The sequence below is a fragment of the Deinococcus budaensis genome, assembly GCF_014201885.1.
GTDB classification, from domain to species: domain Bacteria; phylum Deinococcota; class Deinococci; order Deinococcales; family Deinococcaceae; genus Deinococcus; species Deinococcus budaensis.
Map to the genome: position 1 here is coordinate 24,138 of NZ_JACHFN010000005.1, position 18,798 is coordinate 42,935.

At 64.6% G+C, this 18,798-nt stretch carries 17 protein-coding genes and 1 pseudogene; 13 read left to right on the plus strand and 5 right to left on the minus strand.

The features are described 5' to 3' along the window. Positions 1-17: 17 nt before the first annotated feature. From HNQ09_RS07735 to HNQ09_RS07745, 3 genes are all read right to left on the minus strand, one after another. Positions 18-1,016, minus strand: a complete 999-nt coding sequence (locus HNQ09_RS07735) for a PIN domain-containing protein (protein ID WP_484482066.1) — start codon at positions 1,014-1,016, stop codon at positions 18-20. A gap of 93 nt (positions 1,017-1,109) precedes the next feature. Continuing rightward, positions 1,110-2,237, minus strand: a complete 1,128-nt coding sequence (locus HNQ09_RS07740) for a low temperature requirement protein A (RefSeq protein WP_184027582.1) — start codon at positions 2,235-2,237, stop codon at positions 1,110-1,112. A gap of 8 nt (positions 2,238-2,245) precedes the next feature. Next, positions 2,246-3,094 carry an AraC family transcriptional regulator gene (locus tag HNQ09_RS07745; protein ID WP_343057667.1) on the minus strand — a complete coding sequence of 283 codons (849 nt, stop codon included), beginning with the start codon at positions 3,092-3,094 and terminating at the stop codon, positions 2,246-2,248. 383 nt (positions 3,095-3,477) lie between these two features. Here HNQ09_RS07745 and HNQ09_RS07750 point away from each other — a divergent pair, with 383 nt between their 5' ends. From HNQ09_RS07750 to HNQ09_RS07770, 5 genes and pseudogenes are all read left to right on the plus strand, one after another. Next, positions 3,478-4,470, plus strand: coding sequence for an aldo/keto reductase (locus tag HNQ09_RS07750; protein WP_184027586.1), 993 nt, complete (start codon positions 3,478-3,480; stop codon positions 4,468-4,470). A gap of 13 nt (positions 4,471-4,483) precedes the next feature. Next, positions 4,484-5,368 (plus strand): FAD:protein FMN transferase, encoded by an 885-nt coding sequence (locus tag HNQ09_RS07755; protein WP_184027590.1) that lies wholly within the window; start codon positions 4,484-4,486, stop codon positions 5,366-5,368. A 102-nt stretch (positions 5,369-5,470) separates the two neighbouring features. Further along, positions 5,471-5,824, plus strand: a complete 354-nt coding sequence (locus HNQ09_RS07760; RefSeq protein ID WP_184027593.1) for a peroxidase family protein — start codon at positions 5,471-5,473, stop codon at positions 5,822-5,824. An 86-nt stretch (positions 5,825-5,910) separates the two neighbouring features. Continuing rightward, on the plus strand, positions 5,911-7,020 hold the full coding sequence (locus HNQ09_RS07765; RefSeq protein WP_184027596.1) for an alpha/beta hydrolase family protein: 1,110 nt from the start codon (positions 5,911-5,913) through the stop codon (positions 7,018-7,020). A gap of 128 nt (positions 7,021-7,148) precedes the next feature. Next, positions 7,149-7,946, plus strand: a pseudogene (locus tag HNQ09_RS07770) (IS5 family transposase). A 386-nt stretch (positions 7,947-8,332) separates the two neighbouring features. Here the strand turns inward: HNQ09_RS07770 and HNQ09_RS07780 are convergent. After that, positions 8,333-8,761, minus strand: a complete 429-nt coding sequence (locus HNQ09_RS07780; RefSeq protein ID WP_246363227.1) for a winged helix-turn-helix transcriptional regulator — start codon at positions 8,759-8,761, stop codon at positions 8,333-8,335. 111 nt (positions 8,762-8,872) lie between these two features. Here HNQ09_RS07780 and HNQ09_RS07785 point away from each other — a divergent pair, with 111 nt between their 5' ends. After that, on the plus strand, positions 8,873-9,103 hold the full coding sequence (locus HNQ09_RS07785; RefSeq protein ID WP_221269699.1) for a hypothetical protein: 231 nt from the start codon (positions 8,873-8,875) through the stop codon (positions 9,101-9,103). Positions 9,104-9,298: 195 nt separating this feature from the next. Here the strand turns inward: HNQ09_RS07785 and HNQ09_RS07790 are convergent, their stop codons facing one another. Beyond that, entirely contained in the window at positions 9,299-10,225 is a 927-nt protein-coding gene (locus HNQ09_RS07790; protein ID WP_184027599.1) for an NmrA/HSCARG family protein, read from the minus strand. Positions 10,226-10,354: 129 nt separating this feature from the next. On the opposite strand from HNQ09_RS07790, the gene HNQ09_RS07795 reads away from it, so the two are divergent. From HNQ09_RS07795 to melA, 7 genes are all read left to right on the plus strand, one after another. Continuing rightward, on the plus strand, positions 10,355-10,999 hold the full coding sequence (locus tag HNQ09_RS07795) for a TetR/AcrR family transcriptional regulator (protein ID WP_184027602.1): 645 nt from the start codon (positions 10,355-10,357) through the stop codon (positions 10,997-10,999). 88 nt (positions 11,000-11,087) lie between these two features. After that, complete coding sequence (locus tag HNQ09_RS07800; RefSeq protein ID WP_184027605.1) at positions 11,088-12,944, plus strand: glycoside hydrolase family 13 protein; 1,857 nt, start codon at positions 11,088-11,090, stop codon at positions 12,942-12,944. Between the two features lie 107 nt (positions 12,945-13,051). Continuing rightward, positions 13,052-14,056: a LacI family DNA-binding transcriptional regulator gene (locus HNQ09_RS07805; protein WP_184027608.1), complete on the plus strand. Its 1,005-nt coding sequence runs from the start codon at positions 13,052-13,054 to the stop codon at positions 14,054-14,056. Between the two features lie 51 nt (positions 14,057-14,107). Next, positions 14,108-15,028 carry a carbohydrate ABC transporter permease gene (locus HNQ09_RS07810; protein WP_184027611.1) on the plus strand — a complete coding sequence of 307 codons (921 nt, stop codon included), beginning with the start codon at positions 14,108-14,110 and terminating at the stop codon, positions 15,026-15,028. A 24-nt stretch (positions 15,029-15,052) separates the two neighbouring features. Beyond that, positions 15,053-15,964, plus strand: coding sequence for a carbohydrate ABC transporter permease (locus HNQ09_RS07815; protein ID WP_184027614.1), 912 nt, complete (start codon positions 15,053-15,055; stop codon positions 15,962-15,964). A gap of 93 nt (positions 15,965-16,057) precedes the next feature. Continuing rightward, positions 16,058-17,368: an ABC transporter substrate-binding protein gene (locus HNQ09_RS07820; protein ID WP_184027617.1), complete on the plus strand. Its 1,311-nt coding sequence runs from the start codon at positions 16,058-16,060 to the stop codon at positions 17,366-17,368. 93 nt (positions 17,369-17,461) lie between these two features. Then, positions 17,462-18,790 carry an alpha-glucosidase/alpha-galactosidase gene (gene melA / locus HNQ09_RS07825; RefSeq protein WP_184027620.1) on the plus strand — a complete coding sequence of 443 codons (1,329 nt, stop codon included), beginning with the start codon at positions 17,462-17,464 and terminating at the stop codon, positions 18,788-18,790. Positions 18,791-18,798: the final 8 nt, after the last annotated feature.

An 18,798-nucleotide genomic window follows, 5' to 3' on the forward strand; every position in this document is an offset into this window, starting at 1 on the left:
TGGCTGCGCCCTGCACATTAGGCCGACACATCATCCAGCGGCCGTCCCCCAGACGCTGCCCAGGTTTCTCCCCACCACCGCTCGAAAACGTCCAGCGCGAGCTTTAACTGAAGGGGCATCAGGTCCATGGCCTCTTGCAGGGCTCGTCGCAGGGCGGGCCGGAGGTCGAAGAGGTTCCGGTTCTCCCGCGTCCAGTCCAGCACCTGACGGAACCAACGTTCACGGGTCAGGTCGAGCGGTGACTCCACGAAGGCGTACCTTACGAGCAGCGCGACGTTCGTGGCCACAGCATTCAATGGGAGTGATTCGTAGGTCAGGCTGCGGACGACGCCCGCCGTCGCCCACCCGAAGGTGAGGTGCTCACGGGTGAACAGCGCGGGCAACATCTCCTTCGTGACGCCGGGCAGGACCGTCTGCTGGATCGCCGCGAAATTCAAGACGGCTTCCGTGTGCTGCGCAGGGGTCCACAGCCCCTGCCGCTGCAACTGGTCCATCAGCAGCACAGAAGTCGTTCCCAGGATGGGGGGCCCGAACAGGCCAATGCTCGCCAGCCGCACCAGGTTCAGGTCATCGCAAAGGACCGGTACCTTCCGCTGCTGCGCCGCCAGGAAGGTGGACACGGTGGGCAAAAGGTCCTCCCACCCGTCGTGACGGTCGTAGAAGTCCATGATGCCCATCACCGGGATGATCTTCGCCCGCGTCCTGACCGTCTGAGCCAGCGACTCCAGGCGCTTGAGGCGAGCTTGCGCCACCTCCTGCGGTTCCTCCTCATGCACCAGTCGCCCACCGCTGTAGTACAGGCTGATGCGGGGCGCTCTCGCCACCTCGACGCGCGCGTCCCTGACCGCACGGTTCAAGTCGTCCAGCGTCTGCCGCGTCACCAGGAGCGTGCGCTTCTCCAGCAAGCGCCGCAGGCAGCGGGCGTGGGTGAGGACCGCCAGGGGGTCCCTACACGATCCAGCACATTGTGTACGCGAGCGCCCCTGCCTTCCAGGGCGGAACGTGCTCGGGCACAAGCTGGCGGACCAACGGCGTCACCCCAACCCGTTCCGACCCCCACCGCCCGTCAAGAGCCGTTCAAGTTTGGAAGCTCAACTGCGCGAGCGTTGTCACGGTTTCTCCAACAGCGCCAGTACCACCAACACAGCTCCGCTCAGAATGAGCGACACGAACACTGGAGTGGTCAGGGTGAGGAGCCCGGCCACGACCAACACCGCGCAGGCGATGAGATGCCCCCAGTGGACCCGGTGGTCGAGCAGCCACAGGTAGAGCGCCAACTCCAGCCGGACCAGCAGCGGCCCGCCAAACAGCAGCAGGGTCAGCGCCAGGGAGGGAGGACTGAAGGGATGGGTGATGATCCGCTCGTTGGCAACCGCCAGCGCGATCAGGCCCACCACGATCAGCACCTGCGTGTTGGTCGCCAGACGCCCCATCCGCAACGGGTCCAGGGTTCGTTCCAGGTGCTGCAACGTCAAGGCGTGCGTTCGCCCGAACAGCACGGCCCACAGCGCCACCGTCCCCGCCAGGGCGACCGTGCCCGTCACCACCGTCATCGGTGACATGGGGGCCGCTGCAATCGCCGTGCCCGTGGTCAGGACCGTTTCCCCCAGGGCGATCAGCAGGAAGAGCCGGTTGCGTTCCAGCATGTGCTCGGCGTCAAAAGGCAGCCGTTCGGTGTTCAGCCTTCGCCCCGGGATGGGATGCCCCAACCACCCGCCAATCAGGTCCAGGAGCGCGGCTGCGGCCCACCACCCCAAGCGGGCCTCCGAATTCACCAGGGCCCCGATCATCCACAGCGGAGCAATCGCCACCATCCAGACCGAGGTGCGCTGAAAGTGCTCCCGGAACAGGGCGGTCGGCGCCCTCCACATCATCCAGAAGCTACGCCCCAGTTGGCCCACCACCAGGGGCAGGGTGAACGCCCACACCCCTCCGCTGAACGCCGTTGGAATCGCGGCGTTCATGAACAGCCCCAGCAACATGACGGCCAGCAGCAGGCCCCGCGCATCCGGCCCATTCACCCCCAGCATGGCGGCGTCCCAACTGGTAGTGGACCACGTGCGGTACACCGCCAGCAGCAGGATCAGGGTCTCAGCCGCTCCCCGCCAGGTGAGATGCTCCAGCAGGTGATGCGAAAGCTGGGAGACCGCGAAGACGAAGACCAGATCAAAGAACAGTTCGAGGGGTGTGACCTCGAACTTTTGAGCCTCTTGCAGGGGGGTGTGGGCCGGGGTCACCCTGGCCCTCAGTTCAGCGCCGCTGGGGTCTGGCCCCGTTCCCTCAGCAGGGCAATGTCCCGGGCCGGGGCGTTCCCAAACATCCGTCCATATTCCCGGATGAACTGGGACGTGCTGACGTAGCCCACCCGTCGGCTGGCGGTGGTGACGTCCATCTGCGCATTTAGCATCAGGCGCCGCGCCTCCCTGAGCCGCAGGCTCTTCTGAAACTGTAACGGGGTCTGATTCGTGACCACTTTGAAGTGCGCGTGGAACGACGATGGGCTCATGTGGACCATCTCCGACAGGGCCTCCACGTTCATCGGCTCGTCGAAGTGCGCGCGAACCCAGTCCACGGCCTTGGCAACCCGCTGAAGATGCGACTCCGCCTGCGCGAGTTGCGCCATGCGTCCCCCCACCGGGCTGCGCAGCAGGCGAATCAGGATTTCGTCCATGATCATGGGCGCGAGCAGTGCCATATCCCGCGCATCGCCCATGACGTTCAGCAGGCGCGTGGCAGCATTCACGATGTCGGAAGTGGCGTCACCCAGGTACACTCCCCGGCTCTCCCGAACAGGCGGCAAGCCCTTCGGAAACACCTTGAAGGCCAATTCGGACAGCCGCCGCAAGTCGAGGTCCAGGATGAGCCCCAGGTACGGCGCCGCGTGACTCGCTTCCACCACCTCGGCCGCCACGGGCAGGTCCATCGAGCACAGCAACATCCGGTTCTGGTCGTACTCGAACATCTCTGTCCCCAGGTACACCCGCTTGGCGCCTTGCGCGACGATGCACACCGAAGGCCTGAAGACCCCGTGCACCACCTCCGTGTTGGGCCGTGCTGCCCGTACACCGTGGACGGTCGGCAGGGGCAGGGTCACCCTGCCATCTCCTGGGACGTACCGCTCAATCATCCCGGCCAGGCTGTGCAGGTCCGCTTCTGTCGGACTGTTGGGGGGCCAGGGAAGGCTGGTGGATGGGCGGGCATTCCGGGTCAGGGTCATGGTGGTGTCCTTTCTGCCTCTTCGGCTGGTTGGGCACAGGTGTGGGGTTCTTTCACCGCAGTGTAGGGGCGCAGAGTTTCTGAAGGTTGCCTAAAACTCCGGAGTTGATCTTGCCAAAGCAGGCGGACTCGCCCCGGTGATCTGGAGGATCAGGTGACAAGTTTGCAGGAACAGGCAGCCTTTCCAACCGGAAACCCAGGACACTGACCTCACTCCGCTGGGAGGAGGCAGAGACCAGGGGTCCCTGCCGGGGAGGGAGAATGCAGCAACGCGAACTCGGAAACAGCGGCCTGAAGGTCTCTGCCCTGGGCTACGGCGCAATGGGCCTGACCGCCGTCTACGGCTCGGGAGCCAGCCATCAGGACGCCACGCGCGTCCTCCACGCCGCTGTGGAGCGGGGCGTGACCCTGTTCGACACCGCCGAAGCCTACGGCCCCTTTACCAACGAGGAACTCGTCGGCGAGGCTCTGGCGCCGTACCGCGACCGGGTGGTCATCGCCACCAAGTTCGGCTTCGGCATCCACCCGGACGGGAGCCGCTACGGGCTGGACAGCCGCCCCGAGCACATCCGCGAGGTGGTCGAGGCGATGCGCGGGCGATTGAAGGTCGAGACCATCGACCTGCTGTACCAGCACCGCGTCGATCCGAACGTGCCCATCGAGGACGTGGCGGGCACTGTCGGGGAGCTGATCCGGGAAGGGAAGGTCAAACATTTCGGCCTGTCCGAGGCGGGCGCGGGGACCATCCGTCGTGCGCACGCGGTGCAGCCCGTGGCCGCCGTGCAGAGCGAGTATTCGCTCTGGACGCGCGACGTCGAGCACAACGGGGTTTTGGCGACCTGCGAGGAACTGGGTATCGGCTTCGTGCCCTTCAGCCCCCTCGGGGCAGGCTTTCTGACGGGCAAGATCGACGCGCAGACGAAGCTCGACCCGACCGACTTCCGTGCCGTGTCCCCCCGTTTCACGCCGGAGGCCCGCGAGGCAAACCAGGGTGTGGTCGACCTCCTGAATCGGATCGCAGGCGAAAAGGGAGCAACGCCCGCGCAGATCGCCCTCGCCTGGCTGCTGGCGCAGAAGCCCTGGATCGTGCCCATTCCGGGAACGAAGAAGGTCGAGCGCCTGGAGGAGAACCTGGGGGCCGTGGGCGTGCACCTTACCCCGGACGACCTGCGCGAGATTGAGGAGGCGGCCAGGGAGATCACGGTGCAGGGCGCCCGTCTCCCTGAGGGCGTGCTGGAGCTGACGGACCGCTGAGCGGCCCCAACCCATGTTCAGGTTCACCTTCGAGGCCACCGGAACCCGCTGGGAGATCGAGACTTCGGGGCCGCTGGAGCCGCAGTGGCAGGAGCGCATTCTCGAACGGATCGAGGAGTTCTCTGCGACCTACTCACGGTTCCGCCCGGACTCCCTCGTGTCGCAGATCGCTGACGCCCCGGAAGGCGGCCGCTTCGACTTTCCTGACGACGCTCCGGCCCTGTTCGACCTCTATGACCGGCTTCATGCCGTGACCGGAGGGGCCGTGGACCCGCTCGTGGGCCGTGACCTCGAACTGCTCGGGTACGACCGGGTGTATTCGCTCACCCCCGTCCCTGACCGTGTTCAGGCTGAGGCACGCGCGCAGGGAGGAGTGAATTGGTCGAAGGACGTTCTCCGGGACGGCCCCTCGCTCGTCACACGGCGTCCCCTCGTGATTGATGTCGGGGCGGCGGGGAAGGGCTACCTCGTGGACCTGCTCGCCGGGATTCTTGAAGATGCCGGATTCACCGAGTTCGTGGTGGATGGCAGCGGGGACCTGCGCCACGCGGGTGAGTCCGTCCTCCCGGTCGGGCTGGAGCACCCGTTCGACCCCGGGATGGTGGTCGGCGTGGCGAACCTGCGGGGCCGCGCCCTGTGCGCCTCGGCGGTCAACCGGCGGGCCTGGGGCGACAGGCTGCACCACGTGCTCGACGCCCGGACAGGCGTTCCCGTGCGGGATGTGGTGGCGACGTGGGTGATGGCCGACGACGCTGCGACTGCCGACGGACTGGCGACAGCGCTCTTCTTCACCGGGGCGGAAACCCTGGCGCGAGTCTTCGACTTCTCGTGCGTGCGCCTGTTCCGAGATGGCCAGGCTGAGGTCTCGCAGAACTTCGGCGGTGAGGTGTTCACGTGAGGGCGCGGCTCTCAAGGAGCAAACATGACAACACAAAGAAAGAGGCTCAGGGCGACCGCTATCCTCTCCGCCGCGCTCGTGGTGGCAGGAGGTTGGACCGGTATGATCGCGGCGCAACCCACTCCAAGTTCGTCCGATACGAGGCTGGCGTTGAGGCAGACCGTCCGCTATGCCGACGGCACGTACACGGCACGGGGCTGGTATGGCAGCCTCCCGTCCTCCATCACCGTGACGGTCACGCTGGCGCGGGGCGTGATCACCCGGGCCAGCGTCCAGACACACGCGACCAACCCGACCTCCCTGGACTTACAGCGCCGCTTCGCTGCGGCGGTGCCCAGGGTCGTCGTCGGGAGGCCCATCGGCGAGGTGAGGGTGGGCCGCCTTGCTGGGTCCAGCGGGACACCTGTTGGGTTCAATGATGCCCTGGAGAAGATCAAGGAGCAGGCCTCGAACTGAACAAAGACCATTACGCCGCACCGTTCCGAATGGCAGCAGTCGCTCAAGTTCTGGAACACCTGTAACCCCTTCAAAGGAGAAAACCCATGTCCAACCCCAGACGATCCGCTGCCACCGTGCTGACCGGCGCGCTGGTCCTCGCCGCCCTCGCGTCCTCGACGACCGCCTCCAGCCAGGAACTCAGCGCAGTTCAGGCCCCATCCTCGCCACTGATCCTGCGCAGTCGCGGCAGCTTCCTCGTCGGTGGAGAGAACGTCACGCAGACGCCCACCCAGCTCTCGTACTTCACGCCCCAGCCCCCACCCGCCGGAACCCGCGTGACCGTCAACCAGATGTACGTCGAGTACATGGTGCCGATGCACCAGAGGGGCGCTCCGGTCGTCATGATTCACGGCGCCACCCTGACAGGCAAGTCTTACGACACCACCCCGGACGGCCGAATGGGCTGGTATGAATACTTCGTCCGCAGGGGTCATCCCACCTACGTTCCCGATCAGGTCTCACGCGGGCGCTCGGGCTTCGACATCTCGACCTACAACGATGTCCGCGCCGGGGTGAAGCCCGTCAGTGCCCTGCCCAACTTCTGGCGCTTCGGCGACGAGCTGGTGTGGACGCAGTTCCGCTTCGGTCCCACCTTCGGCACGCCCTTCCCCGACGAGCAGTTCCCGGTCGAAGCGGTGGCCGAACTGTCACGGCAGGCCGTTCCCGACCTCAACTACGTGCTGCCCACACCGAATCCCAACATCGCGGCCACGGCCAGGCTGGCGACGCAACTGAACGGCGCCGTGCTGATGGGTCACTCCCAGAGCGGCACCCTCCCGTTGGATGCGGCGCTGGCCGACCCGACCGGGATCAGGGCGATGGTCCTGCTGGAGCCAGGCGGGTGCCGGTCCACCCAGTTCACGGACACGCAGATCGCGGCCCTGGCGAAGATTCCGATCCTGGCGGTGTTCGGCGACCACCTCGACGCGGTGACGGGCACGGTGGTCAACTGGCAAAACCAGTTCAACGACTGCAATGCATTCATCGCACGGGTCAAGGCGGCGGGCGGCGTGGCGGAGATGCTGCACCCGCCGACGCTGGGGATTCGGGGCAACAGCCATATGATCATGATGGACAAGAACAACCTCCAGATCGCCGACCTGATCCTGAGTTGGATTGGCCGCAACACCCGGGCTGGGAATCAGACGCGCTGATCTCCTGGCACTGCTGGCGTGACGAGGGGCGGATACGGACGTCCGTCGTCATGCCAGCGGACCTGCAGAGGCTGGAGAAAAGGCATTCCAAATCCAAGAGCAGGAATCTGCTGGTTTCAGAATGGGGCATGACCCGGCGTCCCTACCCCAGCGATGTAGACGACGAGACGTATGCGTTCCTGCTGCCTTATCTGGCGTCGAGTCCTGAGCACGCCCGGCGGTGTAAATAGCCCCTGCGAGACGTGCTGGACGCGCTGTTGTGGATGAACCGCACCGGAGCGCAATGGGCGTATCTGCCCCATGACTTCCCGTCGCCTGAGATCGTGCGATCTCAGGCTCAACGCTGGTTTGCCGCTCATTGCTTCGAAAATGCGGTCCACGATCTGCGGCTGTTCAGCCGGGTTCAGCAACAACGCGGTGGGGAACCCACCGCCATCGTGGTCGACAGTCGCACCTTGATCAGCACGCCGGAAAGCGGCCACCGAGCAGGCTATGACGGCGCCAAGTGGCGCAAAGGCACCAAGATCCATCTCGCCGTCGATACCCTGGGCCATCTCGTCACCCTGATGACCTCACCGGCCAACGAGTAAGACCGTGACCACGTCCAAGCGTTGTGCCGGGAGGCCCAGGAACTGACTGGGGGCATGCTGGAAGTGGCCTTTGTCGATCAGGGCTACACCGGCCAGGCCCCACGGGAGGCAGCCAGCAAAAGCAATATCGAGTTGGTGGTCGTGAAGCGTTCGGACGCTTCACGCGCCTTCGTCTTGCTGCCCAGACGCTGGGTGGTCGAGCGCTCCCTGGCGTGGCTGTCGCGTTTCCGACGCTTAGGACGTGACCTGGAGCGGCTCTCTTCCACCCTGATCGGCTTCCACTTTGTGGCCGCCTGCGTTCTGATGCTGGCGAAAATCAGACCCCTTCTTGGATAACGTCTTGCCCAGCCTCTAGTTCGGCACCAGCCCGCTGCCCCCGGCGCGCAACTGCGCCAGATCCGTCCTGGGTGTCCGGCCGAACAAGCGGGAGTACTCGCGGGTGAACTGCGACGCGCTGGCATACCCCACCTGACGGCTCCCGCGTCCAGCGCGGTCGCCACCAGCAATCTCCGGGCTTCCTGCAAGCGCAGGTTTTTCTGAAACTGGAGGGGACTCATGGTGGTCACCGCCTTGAAGTGCGCGTGGAAGGTGGACACCCCCATATGTACGGGGTGAGCTGAGACAAGAAAAAAGAATTACCTTAGTCATCTGCCTCACTCTTCCGTGGGACACGCCGGGTGTAGGGGTGAGCCAGATCAGGCGTCCGGTCCTCCGGAAGGCGTTCAAGAACCACCGGCTGCCCGGATGTTCTCGGGCCGTTGATCGTAGCTGGCCTGCGCCTGGGCGAGTTCTGCCTGATGGGTCACAGCCCACTCGGAAAGTGCCCGGAGCGGTTCAATCAGGGTCCGGCCCAGCGGCGTGAGTTCGTAATCCACGCGAGGCGGAATGGTCGGGTACACGGTGCGGGTCAGCAGGCCGTCGCGTTCCAGGTCGCGCAAGGTCAGGGTCAGCATCCGCTGCGACACCCCGCCGATGGTGCGCCGCAGCTCGTTGAACCGGACCGGGCCATCCGACAGCACCCCGATCACCATGATCGTCCACTTGTCGCCGATGCTGTTCAGGATGCGGCCCAGCTGCGTGCAGGCACGGTGCGGGTCTGGCACGGCGTCCAGGGGCGGGAACATCGGTGTGCCTTCTTGCAGCTCCATCATCAGGTTCCTATCTTAGCTCCAGGAACAAAAAGTGACTACCCTGGAATTCTAGGGCAGCACTTCACCATCAACCCCAAGTCTCACCAGGAGTGCCCGGAGATCGGTCGTCCGATGCGGGCGCCCCCTGGCCGGGGGAACGAACTTGAGGCGGGTGGAATGGTGTTCGCGGGCGGACCCGATGAGGTGGCCGACCGCATCCTTCACTTGCACGGACTCCTCGGGCACTCGCGGCAGATCCTTCAGATGGATGTGGGGGGCATGCCCCAGGCCGCCTTTCTCAGGGCCATCGAGCTGCTGGGCACCCGGGTGCTCCCCCGCGTACGCCAAGAACTCGGAGCCTGACGCCTGGTAAGAGGGCAGGACCATCGCTCTCGGTGCTCGGTGAGGCGTGCGGAAACGTTCGTTTCCGCACCCTTTGCGTACAGCCAGGGCTGATCCGTGTCGCGACCCCCACATGTGGTCTGGATTTCTAGGGCAATCCGCTGCTCTTCCTCTCAGGTTCCCCCTGAACACGGCGAGAGGCGAAGGCGAGAGCATTCAGCCAATGACGAACTTCTCGCGGTGCTGCTCAATGAACTGGTCCAGCGTGGTCAGGGGTACGCCCCAGCTCCGAACGGCCTCTAGGTCCACCTTGTAGCCCTCGACGTTGTTCCATGACTCGTGCTTGAAGCTCAGCTCACCATAGGGCTTCGCCAGCGCCTCTTCTTCCGACAAGGTGACCGCCGAAACCGGCTTTCCCGTGGCCTGGGTGATCTTGGCTGCAACATCGGGCAAAGTGAACGTTTCGGCAGCGAGGTCAATCTCATGACCGTGGAACCGCTCCGGATCGGCAAAGGCGGCCGCCGCGAAAGCCCCGATGTCCTGTGCCGCGATCCAGTCGATGCCGGTGTCCGCTGCGATGGCCGTCTCGAACCGGCCGTGCTCGCGGAGCGAGGCGAACTGGAGGTCCGCCATCGGCGGCACGATGTCCTCCATGATCATGGCTGGCTTCAGGATTACCCAGTGGCGGAAGCCCTGCGCCTTGACCATCTCGTTCACGGCCGCCTTGTTCTGCCAGTACAGCGGCTCCCAGCGCCCCTCATCCCACCCGATGAAGTTCTCGTGATCGCCTGCACGAGCGACCGAGGTGTGAACAATGGTACTGACTCCGGCGCGGTGGGCCGCCTCCACCAGGGCCCGGCCGGTCACAATCTCGGTCTCCGGGTCTCCAGGATGGGAGCCCATCTGCATCGAGAACACGCCGTCCACGCCAGCCAGGGCAGCGTCAAGGCTGGCAGGATCGTTGAAGTCGCCCTTGACCACCTCCACGCCTTGTGCGGCGAGCGCCAGTCCAGCGGCTGAGCCGGGATGACGGGTCAGGGCGCGCACGGGGCGCCCTGCGGCAAGCAGGGCGCGGACGACGGCTCCACCTTGTTTGCCGGTAGCACCTGTGACGAGGATGGGGCGGATCAGTTCATTTGACATAGGAAACCTCGCAGAGTCCCTTGGCGCTCTGGGCGCTGGGGCGGCTCGGGCATCATAGGAGTGTCTATTCCGAAACGCAAGTGTTTCGGTACCACATTGTTTCGGAGGATCTGATCTTATAAGGATGAGATGACCGATCAAACCAAGCCACACCAGCGCCGACGCCCACCGGCAGGCCGGGGGCGCGCTCAGGACCAAAGCCGCGACGCAGTCATCATCCGCGCCACGCTCGAACTGCTGGGTGAAAAGGGGTACCACGCGCTGACCATGACCGATGTGGCGGCGCGTGCAGGGGTATCGAAGGCGACGCTGTACCGGCGGTGGACGGCGAAAGCGGACGTGGTGGCCGATGCCGTGGCCACGCTCAGTCCGCTGGCGCCACCGCACTACCCCGGCACCTCACTGCGAGATGATCTGCTCGCGCTGATGGAGCAGATCAGCCGGTGCGACGACCAACCTGAGATCGTCACCGCAACGATGGGGATGGCGCGGTCACACCCGGACCTGTATCGCACCCTGACCGAGCGTTCCAGCACGTTTGTTCGGACCGAACTGAACAGGCTCGCGGAACAAACGGTGCAGGCGGGCCATACGCCACTGTCGGCAGTGGCGCTTGACGTTCTGGGTGAGACGGTGATTGCGCTCCTGGCCCATGAGGGCGGACCGGCTGGGGCCTCAATCCCGCGCGAGCGCCTGATCCGGCTCGTTGACCATGTGCTGCTGGTCTTACTGACGGGAACCCGGGCCGCGGAAGCGGATGAACCCCTAAAGTAATCCGCTGTTCCACTGCTCAGGTGACCCCATCAGGTCTCCCCAGCAGTTCTCCCGCTGCTGGAAGGGGTGTCTTGAGAAGGAGTCCAGCATGTGGTGGAAAGAAAGTGTCGTGTACCAAATTTATCCCCGCTCCTTCCGGGATTCGAACGGGGACGGGATCGGCGACCTGCGCGGCATCACCGGGAAGCTGGATTACCTTCAGCAACTCGGAGTGGACGTTTTGTGGCTCTGCCCCATCTACGATTCCCCCAACGATGACGGCGGGTATGACATCCGAGACTACTGCGCCATCCTGCCTGAGTTCGGCACCATGCGCGACTTCGATGACCTGCTGGCCGACGTGCATGCCCGGGGCATGAAGCTGATCATGGATCTGGTTGTCAACCACACCAGCGATGAACACCCCTGGTTCCAGGCGGCCCGCAGTTCCCGTGACAGCCTGTTTCGCGATTACTACATCTGGCGTCCCGGACGCCACGGCGGGCCTCCCAACAACTGGGCTTCCCACTTCGGCGGCAGCGCCTGGACGTATGACGAGACCACCGATGAGTATTACCTGCACCTGTTTTCCACCCGGCAACCCGACCTGAACTGGGAAAATCCCCGGGTCCGTGAGGACATCTACGCCATGATGCGCTTCTGGCTGGAGAAGGGCGTGGATGGCTGGCGCATGGACACCATCAACATGCTCAGCAAGCCCCCCGAACTTCCGGACGCTGCGCCGCGCGCCGGGCAGGCGTACATCCTGGCTGAGGAGCATTTCCTGAACGGCCCGCGCCTGATGGAGTACCTGCGGGAGATGCGTGACCGGGTACTTTCACCATACGACGTGCTGACGGTTGGGGAGACGCCGGGCGTGACGCCGGAACTCGGCGCGGCGTACACCCACGAAACCGAGGGCGTGCTGAGCATGCTCTTCCAGTTCGAGCACATGGGTCTGGACAGCGATCCCACCCACCCCACGCCGAAGTGGACCAAGGTGCCCTGGGCGCTCAGTGACCTCAAACGCATCACCACCCGCTGGCAACAGGCGCTGCACGGGCAAGGCTGGAACAGCCTCTACCTCTCCAACCACGATGTCCCTCGCCTGGTGTCGCGCTTCGGCGATGACGGAGCGTACCGCGTGCCGTCAGCCAAGCTGCTCGCGACGTTCCTGCACACCCTGCAAGGCACGCCGTACGTGTACCAGGGTGATGAGATCGGCATGACCAACGTGCAGTTCAGCCGTATCGAGGAGTACCGGGACATCGACGCCCTGAACCACTACCAGGAGCAGGTCGTGGAGCGTCACCGCGATCCGGCGGAAGTGCTGCGGGACATTCATGCCAAAGGTCGGGACAATGCCCGGACCCCCATGCACTGGGACGCTTCACCCCACGCTGGCTTCACCACCGGTACGCCCTGGATCGGCGTCAATCCGAACCATACCGAAATCAATGTCGAGGCGGCGCTGCGAGATCCGGACTCGATCTTCTGGTATGTCCGCGATCTGATCCGCCTCCGCCGGACGCACCGGGTGATGGTTGACGGCCGCTATGACCTGCACCTCCCCGATCATCCCAGCATCTACGCCTATACGCGGACGGACGAGCATCAGCAGATGCTGGTGGTGCTGAACTTCAGCGCCGCTCCCGTGGTCGTTGATGTGCCGCAGGAGGTGCGCAGGCCAGCCACGCGGTTGCTGCTGGCCAATTACCTGGCCCCAGGGCATCTCGAGCCCACGCTGGAGCTGCGCGCATTCGAGGCGCGGGTGTACCTCACTTCGCTTGAGCCCCGACATTCGACTGGTGACGACGGAGCTCAGGACCTTCCGGATGCCTTGGTGCGCCTGCCCGGCGGTTCGTCCCACGACCAACGTTCCCTGTCAGCGGGCTGGCAGGCGTCGAAGTGCGGGGTCAGGGCAGCGGTCTCCTGGAACCGGTCAGACTCAGGCGGGGTCAAATAGGAGGTCACGGGCCGACACCTCATTTTTGAACGATCCATTGCATTGCTGGCCCTGGCCTGCTATACTTTGATCGTTCAAATTTGAAGGCTGTGCTCAGGAGGTCACCCATGACCCGAACCACCATGCGGGACGTCGCCGCGCATGCCGGTGTGTCCTACCAGACGGTCTCCAACGTTCTGAACGACCACCCTTCGATCCGGCCTGCGACGCGTGACCGGGTGCTGGCGGCCATCCAGGTCCTGAACTACCACCCGAACCAGGCCGCCAAGGCGCTGCGTCAGTCCCGCAGCACCACCCTATGCTGCGCGTTTTTCGGCCACAACGTGGAGGACATTCATGACCCCTACCGTAACCTGATCCAGTCGGCCTTCGTGGCTGAAGCGAATGCCCACGGATACAGCATGACCACCGCGTTCCTGAACCAGGATCAGCCCGACACCCTCGACCGCTTTCGTCAGCGCTACCTCCAGGGCTTGTTCGGCGGAGCCGTGCTGGTGGGCACCACACTGCCCGCCAGCCAACTGCACGACGTCCAGGCCTGCGGCGTCCAGACCGTCCTGTTCGATCACCTGGTGCCCGGCAGTGCGACAGCCACCATCCACGCCGACTACGAGCGCGGCATGGCCGACATGGTCGCCCACCACGTGGCGCAGGGCCGCACCCGCCTCGCCCTGCTTATCCCCAACGGTGATCCTGGCAGCAGCGCTCAGGCCCGGTTGCGCGGCTTCCAGCAGACCGCAGCGGAGCTCGGCGTGCAGGCCGAGGTGGTGTCCAGCAGCTGGTCGTACGCGTCCGGCGAGGCGGCCATGCACGCCCTGTGGTCGAGCGGAGCGCGGCCAGACGCGGTCCTGGCGGCCAGTGATCGCCTGGCCGCTGGCGCGTTGCGGGCCGCGCATGACCTGGGCCTGCGCGTGCCCACCGACGTCGCGATCAGTGGCTTCGATGATTTCGAGTTTTCGCAGTACACCCACCCGCGACTGACCACCCTGCATGTGCCGCACGGGGAGATGGCACGCCAGGCCGTGCGGCACCTGGTGGCGTTGGTGGAGCAGAAAGAAGTGCCCACTTCTGACGCCTTCCCGGTGTCTCTCGTGGTCCGTGAGTCGGCCTGACGCCCGCGCCTTGCCCAGCCGCGCTCCGGCTGGAGACCCCAGGAGGCACCCATGTCCACTGGAATTGACGCCCCGCCGCTCCGGACGACCGCCCCACCGCGAAGGTTTCCCTCGCAGGCCGTGACTGGCTACCTGTTCATTCTGCCCGCCCTGATCGGCTTCGCAGTGTTCTACCTTTATCCAGCCCTGCGCGGCGTCCAGATCAGCTTCACCGACTGGAACCTGCTGAGCGAACCCAGCACCGTCGGAATGGCGAATTACAATGAAGTTATCCGCGACCCGAAGTTCTGGTCTGCTCTGGGGATCACCGTGAAGTACGTGCTGTGGAACATTCCGGTGCAGACGCTGCTCGCGCTGGGGCTGGCCGTGGCCATGGACCGGCTGGTCAAGAGCATGTTCGTCAAAGGGCTGCTGATCCTGCCGTACCTGCTGTCCAGCGTGGTGGTCGCCATGATCTTCCTGTGGCTGCTTGATCCCTTTCTGGGCATCGTCAACCAGTGGCTGGACGGCACCCCGTTAGGCAAGCAGTCCTTTTTCACTTCGGCGGAACAGGCCATTCCCACCATCGCCTTCGTCAACGTCTGGAAGCACATGGGCTTCAACGCGCTGCTGTTCTACGCCGGGCTTCAGGCGATTCCCCGCACGGTGTACGAGGCCGCGTCGATTGACGGCGCTTCGGAGCTGACGACCTTCCGCCGGATCACCCTGCCGCTGCTGCGCCCGGTGACCGTATTCGTGCTGGTCACGTCGTTGATCGGGTCCTTCCAGATTTTCGACACCGTGGCGGTCACCACCCAGGGGGGCCCGGCGGACGCCACCCGGGTGCTGGTGTACTACATCTACCAGAACGCCTTCAGCTTCTTCCGGATGGGGTATGCCACGGCGATGAGCATGGTGCTGTTCGTGATTCTGGTGGTGTTTACGCTGTTGCAGATGCGCCTGCTGCGCGCCAATGAATCCGACCTTGAGTAACGGCCCGGAGCCCAGGAGAAGCCCATGACCACCGTCCCCCGTTCCTACCACCGCCCCCGAAAGCCTTTCCCGCTGGGTCGCCTGCTCGCGTGGCTGGCCCTGGCCCTCATCCTCATCATTTCGGTGTTCCCAATTTTGATCGTTCTAAAAACCGCGCTGACCAGCAACCGGGACCTCTTCACCGAAGCGGCCCGCCTGTGGCCCAGCGACCCCACCCTGGTCAACTTCCAGCGCGTGCTCGGCCTGCTCAGCACCGAACAGGCCCAGGCCGCCGGCGGGTCCGGCAGCGCCGTGAACTTCCTCAGCGCCCTGAAAAACAGCGCCATCTTCACCCTGCTGATCGTGGTCGGTCAGACCTTTTTCTCCGCGATGGCCGCCTACGCGTTCGCCCGCCTGAAGTTTCCCGGCCGCGACGTCATTTTCACCCTGTTCCTAATTGCGATGATGATCCCCGGGATCGTCCTGTTCATCCCGAACTTCATCACCGTCAGGAACCTCGGCTGGCTGAACACCATTCCCGGCATGGTTGCTCCCTTCATTCTGATGACGCCCTTCGCGGTGTTCTTCCTGCGGCAGTTCTTCCTGTCGCTGCCCCGTGAAACCGAAGAAGCCGCCTTTCTCGACGGCGCCGGTCCCTTCACCATCTTCTGGCGCATCACCCTCCCCATGAGCCAGGGTCCCCTCGCCACCCTCGCCATCCTGACGACGATCGGCATGTGGAACGAGTTTTTCTGGCCGTTCCTGATCGCCAAGGACGAAGCTTCCTTCACGCTGCCGGTCGCCCTCCAGGTCTTCAAATCTCAGACACCCCAGGGCGTCCCCGACTGGACCGGACTGATGGCGGGCACCTTCATCACCGCCATCCCAGTGTTCCTGATGCTGATCATCCTCGGCCGCCGCGTCGTCGAATCCCTCGCGTTCAGCGGCACGAAGTAAAGGCACGCCATGACCGGTCCCGCGCCACCTCCAAGCCCCACACCCCTCCCGCGTCCTCCCGCCGCCCACCTCACTCCCCTGGAGGGACCCATCATGAAAAAACTGCTGACTCTGACCGCTACCCTGACGACCACCCTGGTGAGCACCGCCAGCGCCGCGACGACCATTGAGTACTGGCTGTGGGACGCCAACCAACAACCGGCGTACCAGCAGTGCGCGGCGAACTTCACCCGCAAGAATCCCGACATCACCGTCAAAATCACCCAGAAAGGCTGGAACGACTACTGGACCGGCCTGACCACCGGCTTCGTCAGCGGCACCGCCCCGGACGTGTTCACCAACCACCTCGCGTACTACCCGGAATTCGCCTCCAACAACCAGCTCGTGGACCTGAACCCGCTGATCAAACGCGACAAGGTCGCCACGAACGTCTACTTCAAGGGCCTCGCGGACCTGTGGGTCAAGAACGGGAAACGCTACGGTCTGCCGAAGGACTTTGACACGGTCGGCATCTTCTACAACGCGGACATGCTCGCGAAAGCTGGCATGAAGCCCACTGACCTCGCCAACCTCACGTGGAACCCTAAGGACGGCGGCACCTGGCAAAAGGCCATCGCGCGGCTCACCGTGGACCGTAGCGGCAACAATGGCCTCTCCCCCAACTTCAACAAGAAGCAGGTCAAACAGTACGGCTACCTGACCGGGTACGGCGCTGGCTTCAACGGCCAGACCGAATGGGCCTTCTACACCGCGCCCATGGGGTGGAAGCACAACAACGGCCTGTTCGGCACCAAGTACAACTACGGCGACCCCCGCTTCGCGCAGGCCATCCAGTGGCTCGCGGACCTGAACCTCAAGCACGGCCTGATTCCCAGCTTCAAGGACGTGCAGAGCAGCGGTGACGGTCTGTTCCGCGCTGGTCAGGCGGCCATGTTCATCAACGGCTCGTGGATGATCAGCGACTTTACCCAGAAGCTCCCCTTCAAGGTCGGCATCGCCCCATTGCCCAAAGGCCCGAACGGCAAGCGCATGAGCATGTTCAACGGCCTGTCCGACGCCATCTGGGTCGGCAGCAAGAACAAGGAAGCCGCCTGGAAGTGGGTCAAGTATCTCGCCAGCGTTGAATGCCAGAACACCGTCGGACGCTCCGGAGTCGTCTTTCCCGCCATTCCGTCCGCCACCAACCTGGCGGTCGCCGCCCACAAGGCCCGTGGCGTGGACGTCAGCTCCTTCGTCAACCAGGCCAAGGCGCCCGGCGGCACCTTCTACTTCCCCATTACCGACAACGCCGCCCAGGTCAACGACATCATGACGAGCACCTTGCAGCGGGTCTTCCTCGGCCAGGCCAAAGCGAGCGCCGTGCTCAAGGACGCCAACGCCAAAGTCAACGCGCTGTTCAGATAAGAGGAGAGGTGGGCTACCGCACGACCGGTCGCCCACCTCTGCCCCTCAAACCACTGAACGTGCCACGGCCTCCCGACTTCGCAAAGGACTTCCATGACTGCACCCAGAATCGCCATGATCGGCGCGGGCAGCACCGTGTTCGCCAAGAACCTGCTCGGCGACATCCTCAGCTTCCCCGAACTTGCCAGCGCCGACATCCGCTTGTTCGACATCAACCCGGAACGCCTCGACGTGACCGGGCAGGTGGCCAGCCGCGTCGCACGTGCGGTCGGCGCCCACCCCACCGTCTCCGTCACCACGGACCGTGAACGTGCTCTTGACGGCGCGGACTTCGTGATCAACATGATTCAGGTCGGCGGATACCAACCGGCGACCGTGACGGACTTCGAGGTGCCGAAGAAGTACGGCTTGCGGCAGACCATCGCCGATACGCTCGGCATCGGCGGGATCATGCGTGCCCTGCGCACCGTGCCGGTGCTGCTGGACATGAGCCGCGACATGGAGCGGCTGTGCCCCGACACTCTGCACCTGAATTACGTCAACCCCATGGCCATGAATATCGCCGGGCTCGCGCGCCAGACGCCCATCCGCACGGTGGGGCTGTGCCACAGCGTGCAGCACACCGCTGGGGAACTCGCGCATGACCTCGGGCTCCCCGCCTCGGAGATCGACTTCCTGTGCGCTGGCATCAACCATATGGCCTTTTACCTGAAGTTCGAGCACCGCGGTGAGGACCTCTACCCGCGTCTCAAAGCCCTCGCGGAGAGCGGTCAGGTGCCTGCTGGCAACCGCGTGCGTTACGAGATGCTGCGGCGTCTCGGGTACTTCGTGACCGAAAGCAGCGAGCACTTCAGCGAGTACGTGCCGTACTTCATCAAACGCGGCCGTGAAGACCTCATCGAACGCTTTCAGGTCCCGCTCGACGAGTACCCCCGCCGCTGCCAGGCGCAGATCGGCGGCTGGGAGGACCTGCGCGCGCAACTCCAGGATCCCACTGCCCCGCTGGAGGTGTCTCGCAGCGTCGAGTACGGCTCCCTGATCATTCACAGCATGGTCACCGGACAGCCGCGCGTGGTGTACGGCAACGTCATGAACGACGGCGGCCTCATCCAGAACCTCCCGCACGACTGCGCTGTGGAGCTGCCGTGCCTCGTCGACCGGCAGGGCGTGCAACCCACCCGCATCGGCCGCATCCCGCCGCAACTGGCCGCACTGATGCAGACGAACATCAACGTTCAGGCCTTGACGGTCGAGGCGCTGGTCATCGGCAAACGCGAGCACATTTACCACGCCGCCATGCTTGACCCGCACACCGCGTCGGAACTTGACCTCGACCAGATCTGGGCGCTGGTCGACGACCTTCTCGACGCTCACGGCGACTTCGTCCCGGCGGCCCTGCGCGCCCTTCAGGCTGCGGACTGAAGTCGCCT

Bases quoted from the DNA above. Each gene is read 5' to 3' on its own strand.
- HNQ09_RS07750 (WP_184027586.1), top strand. From the start codon at position 3,478: ATGCAGCAACGCGAACTCGGAAACAGCGGCCTGAAGGTCTCTGCCCTG.
- HNQ09_RS07755 (WP_184027590.1), top strand. From the start codon at position 4,484: ATGTTCAGGTTCACCTTCGAGGCCACCGGAACCCGCTGGGAGATCGAG.
- HNQ09_RS07760 (WP_184027593.1), top strand. From the start codon at position 5,471: ATGATCGCGGCGCAACCCACTCCAAGTTCGTCCGATACGAGGCTGGCG.
- HNQ09_RS07765 (WP_184027596.1), top strand. From the start codon at position 5,911: ATGTCCAACCCCAGACGATCCGCTGCCACCGTGCTGACCGGCGCGCTG.
- HNQ09_RS07780 (WP_246363227.1), bottom strand. From the start codon at position 8,761: ATGATGGAGCTGCAAGAAGGCACACCGATGTTCCCGCCCCTGGACGCC.
- HNQ09_RS07785 (WP_221269699.1), top strand. From the start codon at position 8,873: ATGCGGGCGCCCCCTGGCCGGGGGAACGAACTTGAGGCGGGTGGAATG.
- HNQ09_RS07790 (WP_184027599.1), bottom strand. From the start codon at position 10,225: ATGTCAAATGAACTGATCCGCCCCATCCTCGTCACAGGTGCTACCGGC.
- HNQ09_RS07795 (WP_184027602.1), top strand. From the start codon at position 10,355: ATGACCGATCAAACCAAGCCACACCAGCGCCGACGCCCACCGGCAGGC.
- HNQ09_RS07800 (WP_184027605.1), top strand. From the start codon at position 11,088: ATGTGGTGGAAAGAAAGTGTCGTGTACCAAATTTATCCCCGCTCCTTC.
- HNQ09_RS07805 (WP_184027608.1), top strand. From the start codon at position 13,052: ATGACCCGAACCACCATGCGGGACGTCGCCGCGCATGCCGGTGTGTCC.
- HNQ09_RS07810 (WP_184027611.1), top strand. From the start codon at position 14,108: ATGTCCACTGGAATTGACGCCCCGCCGCTCCGGACGACCGCCCCACCG.
- HNQ09_RS07815 (WP_184027614.1), top strand. From the start codon at position 15,053: ATGACCACCGTCCCCCGTTCCTACCACCGCCCCCGAAAGCCTTTCCCG.
- HNQ09_RS07820 (WP_184027617.1), top strand. From the start codon at position 16,058: ATGAAAAAACTGCTGACTCTGACCGCTACCCTGACGACCACCCTGGTG.
- melA (WP_184027620.1), top strand. From the start codon at position 17,462: ATGACTGCACCCAGAATCGCCATGATCGGCGCGGGCAGCACCGTGTTC.